At 72.5% G+C, this 19,333-nt stretch carries 21 protein-coding genes and 1 pseudogene; 11 read left to right on the plus strand and 11 right to left on the minus strand.

All coding sequences use genetic code 11. The annotated features are described in order from the left end of the window. Positions 1 to 5: 5 nt before the first annotated feature. Positions 6 to 296, minus strand: coding sequence for a DUF1905 domain-containing protein (locus tag DS079_RS06330; protein ID WP_126985842.1), 291 nt, complete (start codon positions 294 to 296; stop codon positions 6 to 8). A 155-nt stretch (positions 297 to 451) separates the two neighbouring features. Next, the gene (locus tag DS079_RS06335; protein ID WP_126985844.1) at positions 452 to 1,597 is read right to left on the minus strand and encodes a glycerol dehydrogenase; all 1,146 of its coding nucleotides are present in this window, start codon (positions 1,595 to 1,597) and stop codon (positions 452 to 454) included. A 286-nt stretch (positions 1,598 to 1,883) separates the two neighbouring features. Here DS079_RS06335 and DS079_RS06340 point away from each other — a divergent pair, with 286 nt between their 5' ends. From DS079_RS06340 to DS079_RS06360, 5 genes are all read left to right on the plus strand, one after another. After that, complete coding sequence (locus DS079_RS06340; protein WP_126985846.1) at positions 1,884 to 2,918, plus strand: universal stress protein; 1,035 nt, start codon at positions 1,884 to 1,886, stop codon at positions 2,916 to 2,918. Between the two features lie 177 nt (positions 2,919 to 3,095). Continuing rightward, positions 3,096 to 3,683 carry a hypothetical protein gene (locus tag DS079_RS06345; RefSeq protein ID WP_241237573.1) on the plus strand — a complete coding sequence of 196 codons (588 nt, stop codon included), beginning with the start codon at positions 3,096 to 3,098 and terminating at the stop codon, positions 3,681 to 3,683. A 135-nt stretch (positions 3,684 to 3,818) separates the two neighbouring features. Continuing rightward, on the plus strand, positions 3,819 to 4,505 hold the full coding sequence (locus DS079_RS06350) for a copper chaperone PCu(A)C (protein ID WP_126985850.1): 687 nt from the start codon (positions 3,819 to 3,821) through the stop codon (positions 4,503 to 4,505). Further along, positions 4,502 to 5,758: a Dyp-type peroxidase gene (locus DS079_RS06355; protein ID WP_126985852.1), complete on the plus strand. Its 1,257-nt coding sequence runs from the start codon at positions 4,502 to 4,504 to the stop codon at positions 5,756 to 5,758. Before DS079_RS06350 ends, DS079_RS06355 begins: the two co-directional genes overlap by 4 nt. A gap of 309 nt (positions 5,759 to 6,067) precedes the next feature. Further along, entirely contained in the window at positions 6,068 to 7,558 is a 1,491-nt protein-coding gene (locus DS079_RS06360; protein WP_126985854.1) for a gluconokinase, read from the plus strand. Positions 7,559 to 7,856: 298 nt separating this feature from the next. Here the strand turns inward: DS079_RS06360 and DS079_RS06365 are convergent, their stop codons facing one another. Next, positions 7,857 to 8,459, minus strand: a complete 603-nt coding sequence (locus DS079_RS06365; RefSeq protein ID WP_126985856.1) for a cadmium resistance transporter — start codon at positions 8,457 to 8,459, stop codon at positions 7,857 to 7,859. Next, complete coding sequence (gene cmtR / locus DS079_RS06370) at positions 8,456 to 8,815, minus strand: Cd(II)/Pb(II)-sensing metalloregulatory transcriptional regulator CmtR (RefSeq protein ID WP_006590980.1); 360 nt, start codon at positions 8,813 to 8,815, stop codon at positions 8,456 to 8,458. The genes DS079_RS06365 and cmtR overlap by 4 nt, the downstream gene beginning before the upstream one ends. 193 nt (positions 8,816 to 9,008) lie before the next feature. On the opposite strand from cmtR, the pseudogene DS079_RS06375 reads away from it, so the two are divergent. From DS079_RS06375 to DS079_RS06385, 4 genes and pseudogenes are all read left to right on the plus strand, one after another. Further along, positions 9,009 to 9,607 (plus strand): annotated as a pseudogene (locus DS079_RS06375) (recombinase family protein). Further along, positions 9,492 to 10,298 carry a helix-turn-helix domain-containing protein gene (locus DS079_RS17790; protein ID WP_309298674.1) on the plus strand — a complete coding sequence of 269 codons (807 nt, stop codon included), beginning with the start codon at positions 9,492 to 9,494 and terminating at the stop codon, positions 10,296 to 10,298. The pseudogene DS079_RS06375 and the gene DS079_RS17790 overlap by 116 nt, the downstream one beginning before the upstream one ends. Before the next feature lie 208 nt (positions 10,299 to 10,506). Continuing rightward, positions 10,507 to 11,001: a Mu transposase C-terminal domain-containing protein gene (locus DS079_RS17795; protein WP_309298675.1), complete on the plus strand. Its 495-nt coding sequence runs from the start codon at positions 10,507 to 10,509 to the stop codon at positions 10,999 to 11,001. Next, positions 10,998 to 11,816: an AAA family ATPase gene (locus DS079_RS06385; RefSeq protein WP_126985858.1), complete on the plus strand. Its 819-nt coding sequence runs from the start codon at positions 10,998 to 11,000 to the stop codon at positions 11,814 to 11,816. Before DS079_RS17795 ends, DS079_RS06385 begins: the two co-directional genes overlap by 4 nt. Positions 11,817 to 12,026: 210 nt before the next feature. On the opposite strand, the gene DS079_RS06390 is transcribed toward DS079_RS06385, so the two are convergent. From DS079_RS06390 to DS079_RS06420, 6 genes are all read right to left on the minus strand, one after another. Then, positions 12,027 to 13,298, minus strand: coding sequence for a mannitol dehydrogenase family protein (locus tag DS079_RS06390; protein ID WP_126985860.1), 1,272 nt, complete (start codon positions 13,296 to 13,298; stop codon positions 12,027 to 12,029). Positions 13,299 to 13,312: 14 nt separating this feature from the next. Beyond that, the gene (gene uxaC, locus DS079_RS06395; protein ID WP_126985862.1) at positions 13,313 to 14,740 is read right to left on the minus strand and encodes a glucuronate isomerase; all 1,428 of its coding nucleotides are present in this window, start codon (positions 14,738 to 14,740) and stop codon (positions 13,313 to 13,315) included. A 125-nt stretch (positions 14,741 to 14,865) separates the two neighbouring features. Next, a complete protein-coding gene (locus DS079_RS06400) occupies positions 14,866 to 15,852 on the minus strand; it encodes a LacI family DNA-binding transcriptional regulator (RefSeq protein WP_239639386.1) in 987 nt (328 codons plus the stop codon). Positions 15,853 to 16,200: 348 nt separating this feature from the next. Continuing rightward, positions 16,201 to 16,521 carry a DMT family transporter gene (locus DS079_RS06410; protein ID WP_126985864.1) on the minus strand — a complete coding sequence of 107 codons (321 nt, stop codon included), beginning with the start codon at positions 16,519 to 16,521 and terminating at the stop codon, positions 16,201 to 16,203. Next, positions 16,518 to 17,084: a DMT family transporter gene (locus DS079_RS17695; RefSeq protein ID WP_126985866.1), complete on the minus strand. Its 567-nt coding sequence runs from the start codon at positions 17,082 to 17,084 to the stop codon at positions 16,518 to 16,520. The genes DS079_RS06410 and DS079_RS17695 overlap by 4 nt, the downstream gene beginning before the upstream one ends. Then, a complete protein-coding gene (locus tag DS079_RS06420) occupies positions 17,081 to 17,716 on the minus strand; it encodes a TetR/AcrR family transcriptional regulator (RefSeq protein WP_126985868.1) in 636 nt (211 codons plus the stop codon). Before DS079_RS06420 ends, DS079_RS17695 begins: the two co-directional genes overlap by 4 nt. 284 nt (positions 17,717 to 18,000) lie before the next feature. Between DS079_RS06420 and DS079_RS06425 the strand changes: the two genes are divergently transcribed. Beyond that, positions 18,001 to 18,204 (plus strand): CopG family transcriptional regulator, encoded by a 204-nt coding sequence (locus tag DS079_RS06425; protein WP_010552105.1) that lies wholly within the window; start codon positions 18,001 to 18,003, stop codon positions 18,202 to 18,204. Next, complete coding sequence (locus DS079_RS06430) at positions 18,201 to 18,569, plus strand: type II toxin-antitoxin system death-on-curing family toxin (RefSeq protein WP_126985870.1); 369 nt, start codon at positions 18,201 to 18,203, stop codon at positions 18,567 to 18,569. The genes DS079_RS06425 and DS079_RS06430 overlap by 4 nt, the downstream gene beginning before the upstream one ends. Before the next feature lie 27 nt (positions 18,570 to 18,596). Here the strand turns inward: DS079_RS06430 and larB are convergent, their stop codons facing one another. Continuing rightward, complete coding sequence (larB, locus tag DS079_RS06435; protein WP_126986221.1) at positions 18,597 to 19,280, minus strand: nickel pincer cofactor biosynthesis protein LarB; 684 nt, start codon at positions 19,278 to 19,280, stop codon at positions 18,597 to 18,599. Between the last annotated feature and the right edge of the window lie 53 nt (positions 19,281 to 19,333).

Here is a 19,333-nt window from a genome sequence, read left to right on the forward strand (position 1 = left end):
CGTGCTCAGCGCTCCGCGATGTGGAGGGCGACCTCGACCTCATCGCCCACCTCGACCCCCTCGGCGCGCTGCACCGCGACCTTCACCGGCACCAGATAGCCGCCCTCCCGAGGGAACAGCGAGGTGGTGAAGTCGGTGTCGCCGATCCGCGCCTCGACCGCGATGCAGCCCCACCCGTAGCTGGCGCTGCTCGAGATCGCGACGATCGCGTCGGCCTCCTCCTCCGGCACGCGCGCGAAGACGAACGGGGCGGGGCCGCGCCACTCGATCGTCGGGGCCCGGAAGCGGAGGTCCATGCCGGGAGCGTAGACCCGCCCCCGGCCCGTCCCCAGGTGTTACCGAGAAGTCATGTGCAGCTGTGTTCCAAACATGGAACACAGCTGCACATGACCCGGCGGTCATGCCCCAGGGGGCGACGTGCCAGTCACCCCGGGACCTCGACGAGCCGGGTTCAGTGGCCTCCGCCGATGTAGAGCTCGGGCTCGGGCAGGCCGTGCTCCCGGCGCACGCGTCGCGACAGCCCCTCGAGGGCGGTGAGCGCGGCCAGGACGTCGTCGGCCGCCACCGGGAAGGGCATCGAGTGGATCGTCTCGCCCTCCACCGTCGCGGCCTCGGCGACCGCGCGGAGCTCCTTCCGGTTTTCGGGGGTCAGCCCGATCTCGGTGAGGGTGTTCGGCAGGCCCACCTTCGTCGTGAACACGATGAAGTCCTCGATCTCCTGGGCGGGGGCGCCCTCGAGGACGAGCTGGGCGAGGGAGCCGATGTTGACCTTCTGGCCATGGGTGAGCCCGTGCGTCTGCGGGGCGGCGGTCAGCCCGTTGTGGATCGCGTGCGCGGCGGCGAGGCCTCCGGACTCGAACCCCAGCCCGGACAGCAGCGTGTTCGCCTCGACCACGGCCTCCAGGGCGGGGGTGACCACGCGCGCGGCGACCGCATCGAGCGCCGGCAGCGCGTTCTCCCACAGGATGTCCCAGCTCAGCTCCGCCAGCGCGGTGCCGGCGAGGGTGGGGCGACCGCCGGCCATCGCCGTGCCGGTGCCGCGGCGGGTGGCACGCGCCTCGAGCCAGGTGGCCAGCGCGTCGCCGATCCCGGCGGCGAGGAAGCGCACCGGCGCCTCGGCCACGACCTGGGTGTCGATGAGGACGAGGTCCGGGTTGCGGGGGAAGAAGCGGTACTCGTGGAACTCGCCCTCGGCCGTGTAGATCACCGCGAGCGCGGAGGTCGGCGCATCGGAGGAGGCCGCCGTGGGCACGCTCGCCCAGCGGATCCCGGCGAGGTGCCCGGCCGCCTTCGCGGCGTCGATGCTCGATCCGCCGCCGAGGCCCACGACCACGTCATGGCCGCCGGCGGCGATCGCGACGACCAGCGCGTCGACGGCATCCGGCGTCGCGAAGCGCTCGAAGCCGACGCGCACGACGGTCAGGCCCGCCGCGGCGAAGGAGGCGGTGACCTGCTCGGAGAAGAGGCCCCAGACGGTGTCGTCGGCGACGAGCAGCGGGCTGCTCCCGAGGGCGGAGAGGTGGGTGCCGAGCGCGTCGAGCGCCCCCTTCCCCTGGACGTAGCGGCTCGGGCTGGCGAGGACGGTGAGCTCGGACATGGCGTGGCGCTCCTTCGGGCCGACGGTCGGGCCCGCGACCACGAGCCCGCGCCCCACCCTCGTCCCGTCCCGGGTGCGCGGCAACGAGGGTTCTCGTCGGCCGAGAAGTCCGGCCGCCCCTCCCCGGAGGCGGACCCGAAGATGCCCGACCGCGACGCTCGCCCCCGCCGCGGGACCTCTGCCCCGCGCGGGCGGGCCCGGCCGCGACTAGGATCGACGGACCGGCGGAGGAGACCCACGGGGGCGGCCCCGTCGGCCCAGGGAGCCCCCGGCCCAGGAGGTCGAGATGCCCGACGACGACGTCACCGCCCAGCCCGCCCGGACCAGCCCCGCCGAGACCACCGCACCGACCGACGACGCCCCGGCGTCCGTCGCCTCCGACGCGCCCGGCACCTCGCCGGACGGGGACCGGCCGCTCGGCGTGCTGATCGGCTACGACGGCTCCGAGCAGGCCGTCCAGGCGCTGCACTACGCCGCCCGCGCCGCGCTGCGCCAGGATCTGCCGCTCACCGTGGTCACCGCCTACACCGTGCCGACCATGGCCTACGCCGAGGCGGCCCTCACGCCGGTCGTCCCGGCCGAGGTCGCACGGTTGAACGCCGCTCGCGAGGTGCTCGACGAGGCGCGGGAGCACCTGCGCGACTACAGCGGCGCCTTCGACCTGCGCACCGAGTGGGGCGATGCCGCGGGCGTGCTCGTGAAGCTTTCGTCCCAGGCCGCTGTGGCCGTCGTCGGCGCGCGCGGACGCGGCGGCTTCCTCGGCCGGCTGCTCGGCTCGGTATCCGCCGCGCTCCCCGCCCATGCGCACTGTCCCACCGTCGTGGTGCATCGCGGCTACGAGCTCGGCGAGGGCGCGCACCGCTTCGAGCCCATCGAGGAGGACGCCCCCGTGACCGTGGGCACCGACGGCTCTGCCCGGGCCGAGGCGGCGCTGGACGTGGCCGCGCAGGCGGCGCTGTCCCGCAGCACCTCGCTGCGCGTGCTCATGGTGATCCCGTCCCTGGAGGACTGGGGCGGCTCCTATGCGGCCTGGCTCCCCGACCCCGACGTGGTCGAGACCCATCGCTCACGGGCCGCGACCGGGCTCGAACGGGGCCTGGAGCAGCGTCGCAGGGAGCACCCCGAGCTCACGATCACCAGCGAGGTCCTGGTCGGCGACCCCGTACGGCTGCTGATCGCGGAGTCGGCCGATGCGCAGCTCACCGTCGTCGGCACGCGCGGGCACGGGCGCGTGACCAGCACCCTGCTCGGCTCGGTCTCCCGCGGCCTGCTCCAGCACGCCGAGGGGCCGGTGATGGTGGTGCCGTCCCACGCGACGTAGTACGCCCGGGACGCCGGCCGGTCGCGCCGACGAGGACATCTCGCGCCGCGCCGCCCGGCCCGACCGGGCAGGATAGGGGCATGTCCGCGCTCCCCGCTGCGCCTGCTGCGCGGAGGGACCGCCGCCTCGATCGCGACCGCCGTCGCGCTCGGCGGCCACCTCGCGGGCGGCGGGGCGATGCCGGCCTGGCTCGGGATCCTCGTGCCCTGGTGGCTCGCGGTCGCCGTGTGCACGCTGCTGGCGGGCACGCACTTCTCCCTGGCCCGGATGGGCGTCGCGGTGCCGGCCAGCCAGGCGCTGTTCCACGGACTGTTCAGCGCGGGCACGCCCGGTGACCCGGGGCGGGCCCTCGTGGACCCGCCGGGCTCCCATCTGGGCCACGGCGCGGCCCACGCAGGGCACGGCGCCGGAGGCGTCGTCGGGCACGGCGCTCACAGCGACGGCGGCGAGGGGGTCGCGTCGGTCGCCGACCATGCCCTGCACGGCAGCCATTCCGATCTGCGGATGCTCCTGCTGCACGTGCTCGCCGCGATGCTGACCGCCGTGCTGCTGCAGCACGGCGAGTCGGTGCTGATGCGCTGCGCGCGCCTGGCGCTGACGGTCCTCGCGGTGCTCGCGCATCCACCGCTGCTGCTGCTGATCACGCTGCTGGTGCCCGAGCGGCCGGCCCGGCCCCTGCCCGCGGCGCCCCATCTCCTGCACGCCCAGCGTGCCGTCCTCGCCCCGCAGCTGCGCCGGGGTCCTCCGGTGGTCCTCGCGGCCTGAGCAGGGACGACGCGCCCGTTCAGGCCCTCCCCGATCGACCATCACCCGTCCGGCAGCCCTGCCGCACGGGTCCGCGCCGACCGCTGCCCGCACGCCCCTGCGCCGCGGACCGTCGGCCCTTCGAGAGGACCTTCCATGTCTCAGCATTCCCTGTCCCAGCATTCCTTCCTGCCCTCCCTCGCCCGTCCCACCCGCCGGGCCGCCCTGGCCGCGGCACTGCTCCTGCCGCTCGCCGCCTGCAGCTCCGACCCCTCCGACGGCTCCGGGACGGGTGGCACCGCCTCGGACGGCAGCGGCACGAGCGCCGAGGGCCTCACCCTCGTCGACCCGTGGGTGAAGGCCGCCGAGGAGGGCATGACCTCCGCCTTCGGCACCCTCACCAACGACACCGGCCGCGATCTGCAGCTGCTCGCGGCGAGCACCCCGTCGGCCGGGATGGTCGAGCTGCACGAGACCACGGGCGACGGCTCCGGCGGCATGAGCATGCAGGAGAAGGAGGGCGGCTTCCCCGTCCCCGACGGCGGCGAGCTCGTGCTCGAGCCCGGCGGGGACCACCTCATGCTCATGGACCTCGCCGCCCCGCTGCGGCCCGGCGACGAGGTGGAGCTGACGCTGCAGTGCGAGGACGGCACCGAGCTGGTCGTCACCGCCACGGTGAAGGACTTCGCCGGCGCGCAGGAGCACTACGAGCCCGAGGGCTCGGCCGGCTCCGGCGCCTCCGACGGCGGCGGCGAGCACGACGGGCACGACGCGGACGCCCACGACGCCGATGGACACGGCGATCACGGTGCCGACGAGCACGGAGAGGACGGTGCAGAGTGACCTCCCCCGCCGACCGCACCCCCGCCCGCCCCGGCCGGCGCCACCTGCTGCGGGCCGGCACCCTCGGCGCCGGGGCGCTCGGCGTCGGCGCCGCGGGGGTCGGCCTCGGCCGCTCCCTCGGCGCCCCCTCCGCCCCTGCCGACTCCGCGGAGGAGGCTTCGACCCACTGGGCGCCCTACGGCGGCCCGACCGTCCCCTTCCACGGCGTGCACCAGGCCGGGATCGAGACGCCCGCCCCGGCATCGGCCACGCTGCTGGCCCTGGACCTGCGTGAGGACGTGGACCGGGACGGCGTGCTGCGGATGCTGCGCCTGCTCACCGACGACGCCGCCCGCCTCACCCGGGGCGAGCCGGCGCTCGCGGACACCGAGCCGGAGCTCTCGTCCGAGCCCGCCTCCCTCACGATCACCGCCGGCTTCGGCCCGGGGCTGATGTCCCGGGCCGAGCGCCCGGCGCCGGACTGGCTCGCACCCCTGCCCGCCTTCGGCATCGACGAGCTCGAGGAGCAGTGGTCGGGCGGGGACCTGCTGCTGCAGGTCGCGGCCGACGATCCGCTGACGGTCTCCCACGCCGCACGGATGCTGCTGAAGGACGCCCGCGCCTTCACGACTCCCCGGTGGGGGCAGACGGGCTTCCGCCGCTCCCCCGGCGTCGTGAGGCCCGGCAGCACCCTGCGGAACCTCTTCGGCCAGCTCGACGGCACCGCGAACCCCGCCCCCGGCAGCGAGCACTTCGCGAAGGTGGTCTGGATCGAGGACGGCCCCTTCGCGGGCGGCACCTCGATGGTGGTGCGTCGGATCCGCATGGACCTCGACGGCTGGGACGAGGCCGACCGCGGGGCGCGGGACGCCGCGACCGGCACCCGACAGGACGACGGCGCGCCGCTGTCGGGCGGGGACGAGAGCACCCCGCCGGACTTCGAGAAGGTCTCCGCGAACGGCTTCCCGGTGATCGGGGAGTTCTCGCACATGCGTCGGGCCCGCGGGGTCGACGACGGCGAGCACCAGGAGATCTACCGTCGGCCGTACAACTACGAGCACGCGCCGGCGCCAGGCTCGGGGCTGCTGTCCGAGGCGGGGCAGGTGTTCGTGTCCTTCCAGGCCGATCCGCTCACGCAGTTCCTGCCGATCCAGCGCCGCCTGGACGAGCTGGACCTGCTGAACCAGTGGACCACCCCGATCGGCTCGGCCGTGTTCGCGATCCCGCCCGGCTGCGCCGAGGGCGAGTTCCTGGGGCAGTCCGTGCTGGAGTAGCCGAGCCGCCGCCGTCCCGTCCGGCCGCGACCGAGCGCCGTCTGCACAGAAGGGACTCCAGCGGCACGGTGCGGAGCTGAGCTCCTCACCGTGCCGCTGGAGTCCCCTTTCTGCCGGGCCCTCCACGACGAACCGACGAGGAGGGCGGCGAGTGCGGGAGATCGACAGCCGGCAGGTGGCAACCCGTGGCGAGCCCGTCGGCCTCGTGCGAGGTCCTCGTATGCTGGCCGGAACCCCCTGCGCCCCGGCACGACCACCCGGACCGTCGTGCTCGCACGCGCAGGCCCCGACGACCGCAGGAGATCATCCATGCCCCGCTTCAACATCCCGGCCGAGGACGCCCAGGGACCCCTGGTCGTCGGGATCGACATCGGTTCGGGCGGCACCCGCGCCGCCGTGTACGACGTCTCGGGCCGCGAGGTCGGCAAGCTCCAGCACAAGGAGATCCACGCCTTCACGGTCGACGACGACGGCACCAGCACGATCGACGCCGACCAGATCGTGGCGGAGATCCGCACCGCGCTCTCCGCCGTGCTCGGCCACGGCGAGCTGCCCGGCGACGTGCGCGCGATCGGCTTCGACACCTTCGCCTCCTCGCTGATCGCGGTCGACACGGCCGGCAACGCGCTGACCCCGTGCATCACCTACGCAGACACCCGCTGCCACGCCCAGGTGGGCGAGCTCGCCTCCCGGATCGACGTCGAGGACCTGCACGAGCGCACCGGCGCCCGCCTCCACTCCTCCTACACCGCGCCGCGGCTGCTGTGGCTGCGCAAGGAGCACCCCGAGGTCTTCGCCCGCACGGAGCGGTTCATGGCGCTCGGCGAGTACGTGGCCTTCAAGCTGCTGGGCACGCCCGCGCTCGGCACCGCCTCCGCAGCCTGGTCCGGCATGATCGACAGGCGCACCGGGCAGTACGTCCCCGAGCTGCTCGACGCCGTGGGCGTGGACGAGGCCGCGATGGGCCTCGCGATCGACCCCGACGACGCGCTGCCCGTCGCCGGCACCCCGCTGGCCGCCGAGTTCCCGCAGCTGGCAGAGGCCGTGTGGCTGCCCGTGATCGGCGACGGCCTCGCTGCGAACCTCGGCATCGGCGCGCTCGGGACCGGTACCTGGGGCATCTCCACCGCGACCTCCGGTGCGATCCGCCAGCTCCTGGACACCGACATCCCCGCCCTCCCCTCCGGGCTGTGGGCATACCGCGTGGACCAGCGTCGCACCCTCGTCGGCTCCGCGATGAGCGACTGCGGGCGCGTGCTGGACTGGTGCCGCAACGAGCTCGCGATGCCCTTCGACATCGACGCGACCGACACCGCGACCCTGTTCTCCGGCCCGCCCTCCCAGGGCACTCCGCTGGTGGTCCCCTTCTTCTCCGGCGAGCGCGGCACCAAGTGGCGCGGCAGCTCCCGGGCGATGTTCACGAACGTGGGCGCCTCCACGACCTGGAAGGACATGCTGCTCGGCGCGATGGAGGGCGTGGCTCTGTCGTTCCTGCGCATCGCCGACCAGATGCGCGAGGCCGGCGGTGAGCCCGAGCGGATCGTGCTCTCGGGCGGCATGACCGGGGCGATCCCCGGCTGGCTGCACCTGCTCTCCGACGCGCTCGCCATGCCGATCGACCACGTCGCCGTCTCTCGCTCGACCATGCGCGGCGCGGCCGTGATGGCCCTCGAGCAGGCCGCACCCGAGATCCCCGTCGCCGAGGCGCCGGTGCTCGCCCGGGTCGAGCCGGTGCTCGCCCACCAGGACTACTACCGCGAGCGCCTCGAGCGCTTCGAGAAGCTCGCCGACCTGGCCTGAGGCGAGGCGGCTCGCTCGCACCGGCACTGCATCCGCTGACCGCGGTGCATGGTCTGCAGATGGCGCATGGCGTTCCACTATGCCTATATAGGCGTAGTGGAACGCCATGCGCCATCACCACCCACCCCGGGCACGGCGTGGACCAGAGCTGTGGCTTCGTTCGCTTGGTGGCGGGGTTTTGCAGCGCTCCGTGGCGGTCTTGTTGCCGCGATCACGCAGGACTGGCTGCAGGTAGGTGTCGCGGTCTGAACCGAGAGGGGTGCGCCCGGTCGGGGCCGTTTGGATCGCTGCCGCTACGTCAGAGTCCGAAGGCTCCGCCGCTGACGAGGATCACGATGCCGAGGCCGATGAGAACGATGGGGAAGAGGATGTGCTCCCAGCGTTCGAGCACTTCGGCGATCGGGGGGCGGGTGGCGACGAACTTTGCCAGGGCCACCAGGACCGCGACGAGCGCGAGGAAGACGATGCAGTAGGCGACTACTGCGAGAGGTTCCACGCTGAGGAAGACAGGGGTGTAGACGCCGATGTTGTCGCCGCCGTTGGCAAGGGTGACGCCTGCGACTGTCCACACGCGGACCTTTTTGCCGGCAACCTTGGCCTCGTCGTCATCGTCGTCATCGTCTCCGCGCCAGGCCTGCCATGCGGCCCAGAGGCCGAGGCCCAGAGGGATGAGACCGAAGTACGGGATGGTTGCCGAGGGCAGGAATGCTCCGGCGCCGATGGTCACCAGGACCGCGGCGCCGAGGATGCCGGCGAATCCGAGGTACTGGCCGGCCAGAATGCGGGCGGTAGTGCCGCGCTGGCCTGCCCCTCGCGCGAAGAAGAGGGAGAGCACGATGATGTCGTCGATGTTGGTCGCTGCGAACAGGCCCATCGCCTGCAAGACCGAGGTGAGGATCATGCGCCCTCCCCAGCTGCGTCGCATCCGGGAAGCGAGCAGGCGGGATCGATGCACGGGGCGTCTTCGTCCACTGCCAGGGTGGCATCGACCAGTGCCGTCAGCGCCTGCGCCAGGTGCGAATCGGCGATCTCATATCGTGTCCGACGACCCTCGGGCTCGGAGACGACGATCCCGCAATCGCGCAGGCATGCCAGGTGGTTGGACACGTTCGGGCGTGTCAGGTCCAGATCTCGGGCCAGTTCCGCCGGGTAAGCGGGATGGTCGAGCAGGGTCAAGATGATCCGGGATCGAGTGGGGTCGGCCAGCGCACGACCCAGGCGGTTCATCACGTCGAGACGCGAAGCAATAGTCAGCATGGACTGAACTATACAGCGCGCACTGAACACTCGGTCACAGGCGTCAGCCCAGATCGCATGCCCGTAAGGGGAACCCTCACCGGACACCACCGCTGCTTATCGAGAGGAACGACGGCACGCCTGGCGGGCTGTCCCGTAAGACCCGTCCGGTGAACTGTCCGGTGAAGGGAGGCTATATGACGCACTGGGGAGCATATCCCCCTTGAAGGTCGGCTATGCCCGAGTCTCCACCGACGAGCAGGACCTGACCGCGCAGCGTGACGGACTCGCGGCGTTCGGCGTCGATCCCAAGCGCATCTACGTCGATCACGGGCTCACGGGCCGCAACGCCGACCGTGAGGGCCTGCGGCAGGCGCTGGCTGCCTGTCGGAACGGCGATACGTTCGTGGTCACCAAGCTCGATCGGCTGGCGCGTTCAGTCCGTGATGCCCACCAGATCGCCGACGACCTCGCGGCGCGGGAAGTGAAGCTGAGCATCGCCGGATCGGTGTACGACCCGACCGACCCGATGGGGAAACTGTTGTTCAACGTGCTGGCGATGGTCGCCGAGTTCGAAGCCGACCTCATCCGTGCCCGCACCCGCGAGGGGATGAAGGTCGCCAAGGCCAAGGGCCGGCTGCGCGGGAAGTCACCGAAACTCACCCCCCCCGGCAAGAAGCTCACCTCGTCCAGCTACATGCTGCCGACGAGCACACCGTGGGCGAGCTGGCCGAGCTGTTCAGCGTGGGCCGCTCCACGGTCTACCGCGCCCTTCAGCGCGCCGAGCGCGGGCGCGAGAACGCCTTGCAGTAGGTGCGTCGTGGACGCTCGAGCGCGGTGGCGAATCCTCAGGCTCCACGTCGAGGACCAGGTGCCCCTCGCGCGCTTAGCTCGCGAGACCGATGTAGGGCTGCGGACCCTGGAGCGCTGGCACGCCCGCTACCGCGCCGACGGCTACGCCGGACTGGAGACAGCCTCACGGGAGGACGCCGGCTCCCGCCGCCTTCCGCCCGACCTCGTCGACCTGATCGAGGGCCTGGCACTGAGCAAGCCGCGGCCGGCCATCGCCACGATCCATCGCAAAGTCACGGGCATCTGCGCCGCCCGGAGGTGGCCGGTCCCCTCCTACTCGGTGGTGTGGGACATCGTGCGGACCCTGGATCCCGGCATGGTCACCCTCGCCCTGGAGGGCGCAGCGTCCTACCGCGACAAGCACGAGCTGGTGCTACGCCGGCAAGCAGAGCTGCCCAACGCGATGTGGCAATCCGATCACACCATGCTCGACATCCTGGTGGTGGGCACCGACGGCAAGCCCGCACGGCCATGGCTGACAACGATCCTCGACGACTGCTCCCGGGCGGTCTACGGCTACACAGTCTTCCTGGGCGCACCGTCGGCGATGAACACCGCCCTGGCGCTGCGCCAAGCGATCTGGCACAAGACCGACCCGGCCTGGCCGATGTGCGGCCTGCCCGGTCGACCACGGCAGCGACTTCACCAGTGACCAGCTCGCCCACACCGCCGTCGACCTCCACATCCGACTGATCCACTCCACCGTCGCCCGACCCCAGGGACGGGGCAAGATCGAGCGGTTCTTCGGCACCATCAACACCGAGCTACTCGCCACCCTGCCCGGACACATCACCGAAGGGCACCCCTTGCCGACACCGAAACTGCCCCTGGCCGCCCTCGATAGCGCCCTGGAGGCGTTCGTGGCCACCTACAACGACCGCACGCACAGCGAGCTCGGAACCTCCCCGCGCAGCGCGTGGATCGCCGATGGCTGGCTACCCCGAATGCCCGAGAGCCTGGAAAACCTCGACAGACTGCTGTTGACCGTCGCCAAGACCCGCGTCGTGCGCCGCGATGGCATCCGCTTCCAGGGCCTGCGCTACGTCTCGCCAACTCTGGCCGGCTACGTCGGACGCTCGGTCGTGATCCGCTACGACCCCCGCGACATCACCGAGATCCGCGTCTTCGATCACGACGAATTCGTCTGCAAGGCCGTCAACCAAGAGCACCACGACCAGAAAGTCAGCCTCAAGGAGATCCAGGCCGCGCGCAACGCCCGCCGCCGGGCGCTGCGAGCCGGCATCAACGAACGCATCGCCCTCGTGACCGCACCTACCGAGACGCCACGGATCACCGAAGCACCGGCTCCGGCGCCGAGGTCGGCGTTGAAGATCTACAAGGAGGACCTCAGGTGAGCCAGCGCTTCATCGTCACCAAGGAGCACCGCCGCTTCACCGAGTTCGCCGACGCCGTGCGCCGCGGGCACACCATCGGTTTGTGCTTCGGATCAGCCGGCGTAGGAAAGACACTCTCCGCACGCCGCTACGCACACTACGAGAAGGCTCATGACCTGCTGACCTACTGGGGGCCGCGCTCCGACAACGACGCCACGATCTACGCCGCCTTGAACCGGAGCCGCACCGTGCTCTACACCCCCAGCGTGCTGACCACCCCGCGGACCCTGAAGGACGAGCTGACCCAAGCCATCACCCGCACCAACATGTGCATCGAGCAGCACCTCGTACCTCCCGGCACGGCCACTCCCGAGGCCTGGGGATGGCGACACGGCAGGAACTACGTGGAGCTGATCATCGTCGACGAGGCCGAACGACTGCGTCCCGCCGCGCTGGAACTGCTGCGCGATCGCTACGACCGCGACGGCATCGCCCTGATCCTGATCGGCATGCCCGGCCTGGAGAAGCAGTTCAGCCACTACCCCCAGTTCTACAGCCGAGTCGGCTTCGCCCACCAGTACCGGCCCCTGGGACAAGACGAACTGCTGTTCGTCCTCGAGCGACACTGGCGATCCCTCGGCAAGACCCTCGACCCCGACGACTTCACCGACGCCCAAGCCATCGCAGCCATCGCACGGATCACCCGCGGCAACTTCCGGCTCCTCGAACGCCTCTTCCCCCAGATCCAGCGGGTCCTGAAGATCAACGAACTCGACACCATCACCAACGACGTCATCGAAGCCGCACAGAGCACCCTGGTCATCGGTGTCACCTGACCCCGCCACGAAGCGACCGAAGAACCCCGCCATTCAGCAGACGAAGTCACAGACCAGAGCAGGGGCGTGGGAAGCCCTTGTGCCAGTGAGAGCCCGGCAGCGGCCAGGACCTGGCGCACTGGGTCTCAGGTGCACCGCACGGACAGCACGACGCCCCGCGGAACAGGTCCGCGGGGCGTCAGGTCCGGCCGGAGCCGAAACACCCGGGCCTCAGGGCCGGGGCAGGCGCTGCTCCTCGGCGACGACGGCCGCGACCAGCGGGTCGCCGGCGGCCACGTCGAGCAGGGCGAGCAGGGCGGTGACCCGCTCGGTCGCGTCCTGGTTCCCTGCAGCCTCGGCGATCTCGGCGCTCTTCGGGTCCTGCACCTCGTGCCCGGCGCGCACCCGGTCGGTGACCCAGGCGGTCCAGGCGGCGACGGCCGCGACCTCGCCGGGGGCCTTGTCCGGGCCGCCGAGCTCGGCGATCACGGGCAGGGCGCGCACGGGCAGCTTCGCAGTGCCGTCGGCGGCGATGCGGATCAGGTTGTCGGCCAGGCGCGGGTTGCGGAAGCGCTCCTCGAGGGCGGAGGTGTAGGCGTCGAGCTCGTCGGCCGGCAGCGGCAGCGTCCCCCGAGCCTCGCTCCACAGCTGCTCGACCAGGGCGCGCACCTCGCGGTGGCCGATCGCCTCGTCCACGCGCGTGACGCCTGCGACCTGGCCGGCGTAGGCCATGAGGGTGTGGGCGCCGTTGAGCAGGCGCAGCTTGCGGCGCTCGTGCACCTCGATATCGTCGGTGAACTGCACCCCGGCCTTCTCCCACTCGGGGCGGCGGCCGCGGAAGCGGTCCTCGATGACCCACTCGGTGAAGGGCTCGGTGACCACCGGGACGGCGTCGGCGAAGCCGGTCTGCTCGCGCACGGTGTCCGCGGCGCCGTCGTCGGCCGAGGGGGTGATGCGGTCGACCATGGAGGAGATGACGTCGACGTGGTCCTCGAACCAGGCGGCGGTCTCCTCGTCGAGCTCGGCGCGGACGGCCTGACCGAGCACCTCGCCGTTGCCGGTGAGGTTGTCGCAGGAGACCAGCGCGATCGGCTCGGTGACGCCGGCCTCGCGGCGGGCCTTGAGGCCGAGCGCGATGCGGGCCGGGGCGGAGGTCGCGGGGTCGGAGCCGGCGGAGTAGCCCTTCTCGGTGATGGTCAGGGTGACCACGGTGGTGAAGGGATCGGCGAGCAGGGCGACCAGGGCGTCGACGTCGGCGGCGGGGTGGACCTCGTCGATCACGTCGAGCACGCTGACCTCGTCGGCCTCGGGGCCGCGCACGATCAGGCCGTACCTGCCGCCCTGGGCGTTCAGCGCATCGGCCATCGCGGCGGAGCGTCCGGTGAAGGCGACGACGGACCAGCCGCCGGCCACGGCGGTGGCCTGCAGGGTGTGGGCGCGGGCGAAGTTGCCGATGCCGAGGTGGACCAGACGGCCGACGTCGGAGGGGGCGGGTGCGTTCATCAGGGCGTTTCCTCTCACGCGGGCTCGCCGAGGCGGAAGACCTCGCGAGGCTGCTGGGTGGGCAGGGTGGCGACGAGCTCGACGGCGTCCTCGAGGCGCATGCGGTGCTCGGCGACGAGGCCTGCCAGGTGGGTCGCGTCGATGCGGCGCGACATGTCGTGGCGCGCCGGGATCGAGCAGAAGGCGCGGGTGTCGTCGATGAATCCGCTGGTGCGCGTGTAGCCGAGGGTCTCGGAGACGGCGCGGCGGAAGCGGAGGATCGCGTCGGGCGAGTCGATGAACCACCACGGCGCCCCGGCGAAGACCGAGGGGTACACGCCGGCCAGCGGCGCGATCTCGCGGGAGAACACGGTCTCGTCGATCGTGAACAGCACGGTGCGGAAGTTCTCCGCGTGGCCCACGTCGTTGAGCATGGGGCGGAGGTGGTGGACGTAGTCGACCGCGACGGGGATGTCGAAGCCGACGTCCGCCCCGAACTTCTCGAACATCGCGTCGGAGTGGTTGCGGGAGACGGCCGGGTGGAGGGTCATGACGAGCCCGTCCTCGGCGGCCAGCCGGGCCTGGTCGGCGAGCAGGTGGCGGCGCAGCGCGACGGCCTCGTCGGCCCCGATCGTGCCCTCGCGGGCGGCGGTGTAGAGGCGGCGGGCGTCCTCGATCGCGAGTCGCTCGGTGCCGGGGTCGATGTGGGCGTGGTCGGAGGAGACCGCACCGTGGTCGCGGAAGTAGAGGCGGCGGGTGCGCATCGCCTCGAGGTGGCCGTCGTAGGTGCCGGTGTCGACGCCGGCGGACTCGCCGAGGGCGGCGACCAGCTCGGGGAAGTCGGCGCGGGCGGGCTCGAGGTACTTGTCGGGCCGGAAGGTGGGGATCACGCGGCCGGTGAAGGAGGCGTCGGCGGCGAGGGCGTCGTGCGGGGCGAGGTCGTCGACCGGGTCGTCGGTGGTCGCCAGGACCTCGATCTTGAACTGGTCGAACAGGGCGCGCGGGCGGAACTCGGGGCGGGTGAGCTTGTCCGCGATCTCGTCGTACATCGCGTCGGCCGTGCGCGGGTTCAGCACGGTCTCCAGGCCGAAGACCTCGGAGAACTCGTGCTCCATCCAGTAGCGGGAGGGGGTGCCGGCGTAGGCGTGCCAGTGCTCGGCCAGCAGGTGCCAGGCCCTGCGGGAGGCCTTCTCGTCCAGCGGGCCCTGGGCCACGCCGAGGTCGGCGAGGTCCACGCCGCGGGCGTGCATGAGCCGGTTGACGTAGTGGTCAGGGGTGATGAACAGCGAGGTCGGGTCGCGGAACGGCTCGTCGTCGAGCAGGAGGCGCGGATCGACGTGCCCGTGGGGCGAGACGATCGGCTGGTCCTTCTCCAGCTCGTAGAGGCTGCGCGCGATCTCGCGGACGGCGGGGTCCGCGGGCAGGAGGCGGTCGGGGTGCGGGACGAAGGCGTCGTTGCTCATGCGGCCATCCTCGCAACGTTTCGCGAGAGCGTCGGACGGTTGTCACGGGTTGCCGGGGAAAGCGCCCTCCATCAGACTGATCGGCGCCCCAGCAAGCGGCCGGGGACCGCGTCGGGCGCGCCGCCTCAGGGGGTCTCGCGCGGTCCGGTGCTGCCGCGGGGCACGAGCCGCACGGGCAGCGAACCCTCGACCGGGGTGCGGTGGGCGGAAGGGTTCTCGATGCGGCGGATGAGGCGCTCGACGGCGGCACGGCCCTGGGCGCGCTTGGGGCTGACGATGGTGGTGAGCCCGCCGCCGACGAGCCGGGAGAGCTGGATGTCATCGTGCCCCATCACCGACAGCTCCTCGGGCACGCGGATGCCGGCGCGCAGGGCGGAGACCAGGAAGCCGAAGGCGACCAGGTCGTTGTAGCAGATCACCGCATGGGGCAGGGAGTCGCGCATCTCCTCGAAGGCCTGCTCGCCGCCCGCGATGGTGGGGGCGAAGGGGCCGTGGCGCTGGATCTGCATCCCGTCCCGGCGGGCGGCGACGCGGACGGCGCGCCAGCGCTCCCCGTCGGACCACGAGTTCACGGGCCCGGCGACGTAGGTGACGGTGCGCAGGCCGTTCTCGGCCAGGTGGGCGATCGCCTGGCCCATGCCGTGCTCGAACTCGGGGGTGACGGAATCCAGGCCTGCAACGCGCCGGTTCATCACGACGACGGGGATGCGCTTCGACAGGTGGTTGAGCATCGCGTCGGACTGCCGGGTGCCCGAGAGCACGATCCCGTCGACGACGTTGACGGCGCTCTCGAGGCTCGCGCGCTCGCGCGCCTCGTCTTCGACGGCGTCCAGCAGGAGCAGCAGGAAGTCCTGCTCCTGGGCGGCCTCCTGCATGCCGGAGACGAGTTCGGCGAAGTAGGGGTTGGTGAGGTCCGGGACCTCGATGCCGAGGCGCTGGTGGCGGTGGGCGCGCTCCTGCGAGGGCGGGGCGGAGGTGCGGTAGTCCAGGACCTTCGCGGCCGCCATGACCTTGGCATGGGTCGCGGCGCTGACCCGGCCGGGGCGGGAGAAGGCGCGCGAGACGGTGGAGGGGGCGACACCTGCCTCCTTGGCGACGTCGTAGATCGTCACGCGCGCTTCCGCCACTCGGCCGGCTCCGTCCCGCACCCTCCGGGCGCTGTCCTGGCGGGCGCTGCCGCCCGCTGTGCTCGGCTGAGCTTATCCCGAGCCGAAGGCAACCGGCGGCAACCGTCCGCCCGTCACTCTGAGAGTGACCGGCGCGCCGAGCCCGAGGCGGGCGCGTCGCGGCGGTCAGCGGGTGGCCGACGGTGGAGATCACGGTGCCGGGGCCGATCATGCAGTGGTCGCCGATGCGCACGGGGGCGATGTCGAGGATGGTCACGCGACCTGGTCACGGCTCATGGGCGCCAGTCTCCCAGACCCCGGGCCGGGAGCCGCGCCCCGCCAGTGCCCCCTGGGTCAGTGCACCCCGCCGAGCTCGACGAGCAGGACGCCCACGACGATCAGCCCCATCCCGCCGAGCATCAGCGTCGTCAGCGGCTCGCGGAAGAGCATTCGGGAGAGCACGGCGGTGGCGACGATCCCGACGGCGCTCCAGATCCCGTAGGCCACGCCGAGCGGCATGCCGGCGGCGAGCGCGCCCGAGAGCAGGGCGAAGGCGGCCAGGTATCCGCCGACCACCGGCAGGTACCAGCGGCGGTCGCCCGTCGCGGACATCCGCAGGGAGAGGGTCGCCCCGACCTCGGTGCCGATCGCGCCCAGGAGCAGCAGCCAGCTCATCGCGCCTCCGCCCCCTCGCGCCCGTCCTCGCGCTCGCCCTCGGATCCGCCGGGGATCGCGTGGACCTCGAGCTCCCGCAGCAGCTCGACCTCACCGCGGGAGCCGTAGGAGGTGGCGCCGGCGAGCCACTCCTCGGCGGGGGGCTCTGCCGTGTCGGCGGCGGCGACCGGCACCGGGCCGGGTCCGCCGCGCGGCCGCTCTCCCGCCCCTGCGTCGGCGGCGTCGGCGGCCTCGGCGCGGCGGGCCCGCTGCGAGCCGAGCTCGACGACGGCGACCCCGGCCGCGATGAGCAGGATCCCGCTGATCTTCAGGGCGCCCAGCGACTCCCCGAACAGCACGGCCGACGCGCCGGCGGTGAGCACCACCCCGATCGCTCCCCAGAGCCCGTAGGCGACGCCGAGGCCCATGCCGCGGCGGAGCACCTGGGCGAGCAGGGCGAAGGTGAGCACATAGCCGACGACCACGACGACGTACAGCGCAGGCAGGTCGAGGGCGCCGCGCAGGGAGAGCGTCGCCGTGACCTCGGCGAGGATCGCGGCGGCGAGCAGCAGCCAGGTCGTCATCGCGCCTCCCCTCCGGCCGTCGCCTCCTCCAGCAGCGCGGTGGCGAGGGAGCGCAGACGCTCCGCCTCCTCCCCCACCTCGTCGAGCAGGCCGGCGGCGCGGTCGAACCAGAGCCCGTCGGCCATGAGCCGCACGGCGAGCAGCCGTGCGCGGCGGTCCGCGGCGACACCGGCGGGCACGTTCAGCCAGGTCTCGACCTGCTCCTGCCAGCGCTCGGTGAGCGTCACGCGCAGGTGCGGGTCAGCGAAGATCACCAGGTCCGCGGCGGAGAGGGCGGCCGTGCAGGCCCAGTCGAGATAGGCGAGGTGGCGCTGGTCCGCGGGCGCCTCTGCCAGGTCGGCCGGCGCGTCGGCCAGGTCGTCCGCGGCCCCCGGGTGGCGGGCGGCGACCTGCGCGAGCAGCTCCCGCTCGTAGCGCGCCGCCATCCGATCGAGGATCGCGCCGAGCAGCTGCTCCTTGGTGGAGAAGTGGTACATCAGCCCGGGCTTGGTGACCCCGGCGGCGCGAGCGGCGGAGTCCAGGGTCAGCGTGCCATCGGCGCCGAGGTGGGCCTCGGCGGCGTCGAGCATCGCCTCGCGGGCTGAGGGGCGGTGCGCGGGGCGTGAGGGCGGCGTGGAGCGCGCGGGTGCCATGGGACCTCCGAGGTCGAGGGGAACGCCCGTTACTTTACTGACCGGATGGCCAAGTGACGCAAGCGCCGCCGGGCGTCGAAGTGCTCGCATCGCGCGGCGTGCAGCCTGCCCGCGCGGCACCACATGGGCCGTGTCATCAGCCTCGGCGTGCGTCCCGAGCACGACTCTTGGCCACGGAGCTTGCTCGACGCACGGCCGCTCACTCCCCCGGCGCAGGGCCTGCGGGCGATCCGGGCGGCGCACGAAGGCTTCTCTGCGTGATACCAGAGCGGTATCATCCAGTCATGGCCATGACTCTGCGACTCACCGATGACGACGAGAAGATCCTCGCCGAGCTCGCCCGCGAGGAGGGCGTCAGTCGGCAGGAGGCGACGGTCCGCGCGATCCGCGAGGCGGCGGCACGACGAGGCCACGAAAAGGCGGTGCAGGACCTGTCCCTGCGTGCACGCACCCGCTACGCCGATCTCCTCGACCGCCTCGCGCAGTGACCCCGGTCCGCTATCTGACCCTCGAGGACCTGCTGACTCTGGTCGACGACCTCCGGGTCGGTCCGGTGCGTGATCTGGGCCTCCTCGAGTCCGCAGCGCATCGCCCCACGACCACCCTCTGGGGCGCGGAGGCCTATGACGGGCTCGATCTGAAGGCCGCGGCGCTCCTCGAGTCCATCGTCCGCAACCACACGCTCCCCGACGCCAACAAGCGCCTCGGATGGCTGGCCATCGTGGTCTTCTTCGGCCTGAACGGTGTCGACCTCGACGCGCCCGATGATGCGGCCTATGAGCTGGTCATCGCCGTATCCACAGGACAGATGCCCCTCGAGGAGGCAGCGGAGGCGCTCGCGGCCTGGCGCTGAACCATCGTGCACTCCCTCAGAGCCGGATCATTCCGGCGCAGGCGCCCAGCGGGCGATCTGCGCGGCGAGGTGCCCGGCGCCGTAGCCGTTGTCGATGTTGACCACGCCGATGCCCGGCGCGCACGCCGAGAGCATGGTGAGCGCCGCAGTGACGCCGCCGGCGGCGACGCCGTAGCCGACGGAGGTGGGCAGCGCGACCACGGGTGCGGGGATCTGCCCGGCGATCACGGTGGGCAGCGCCCCGTCCATCCCGGCGGCGACGACCACACAGGCCGCCTCCCGCAGCTCGGGCAGGCGGGACTGCAGGCGGTGGAGGCCCGCGATGCCGATGTCGGCGATGAGCGTGGTGGGGCGGCCGAGGTGGCGGGCGGTGAGCTCGGCCTCGCGCGCGACGGGCAGATCGCTCGTGCCGGCGCAGGCCACGATCACGAGGCCGCCGCTCGGCGCGGGCGGCGCGGCGGGCCAGGCGAGGAAGCGGGCCGACGGATCGTGCGAGGCGTCCGGCAGGGCGGCGAGCACGGCCTCGGCGCGGGCCTCGTCGGCGCGCGTGAACAGCACCGGTCCGAGGTCCTCGCGGCCCTCGGCGGCGAGGCGCGCGTAGGTCGCGGCGATCTCGTGCACCTGCTCGACGCTCTTCGCGTCGCAGAGCACGGCCTCGGGCGCACCGCGGCGGGAGGCTCGGTCGAGGTCCAGGTCGAGGAAGCCCTCGATCCTGCCGGATCCGCCGGCCGCGCCGGATCCGTCGGCCGTGCGGGCCGCGTCGC

Origin of the sequence: Brachybacterium paraconglomeratum (genome assembly GCF_003994255.1) — a bacterium.
Taxonomy (GTDB): Bacteria; Actinomycetota; Actinomycetes; order Actinomycetales; family Dermabacteraceae; genus Brachybacterium; species Brachybacterium conglomeratum.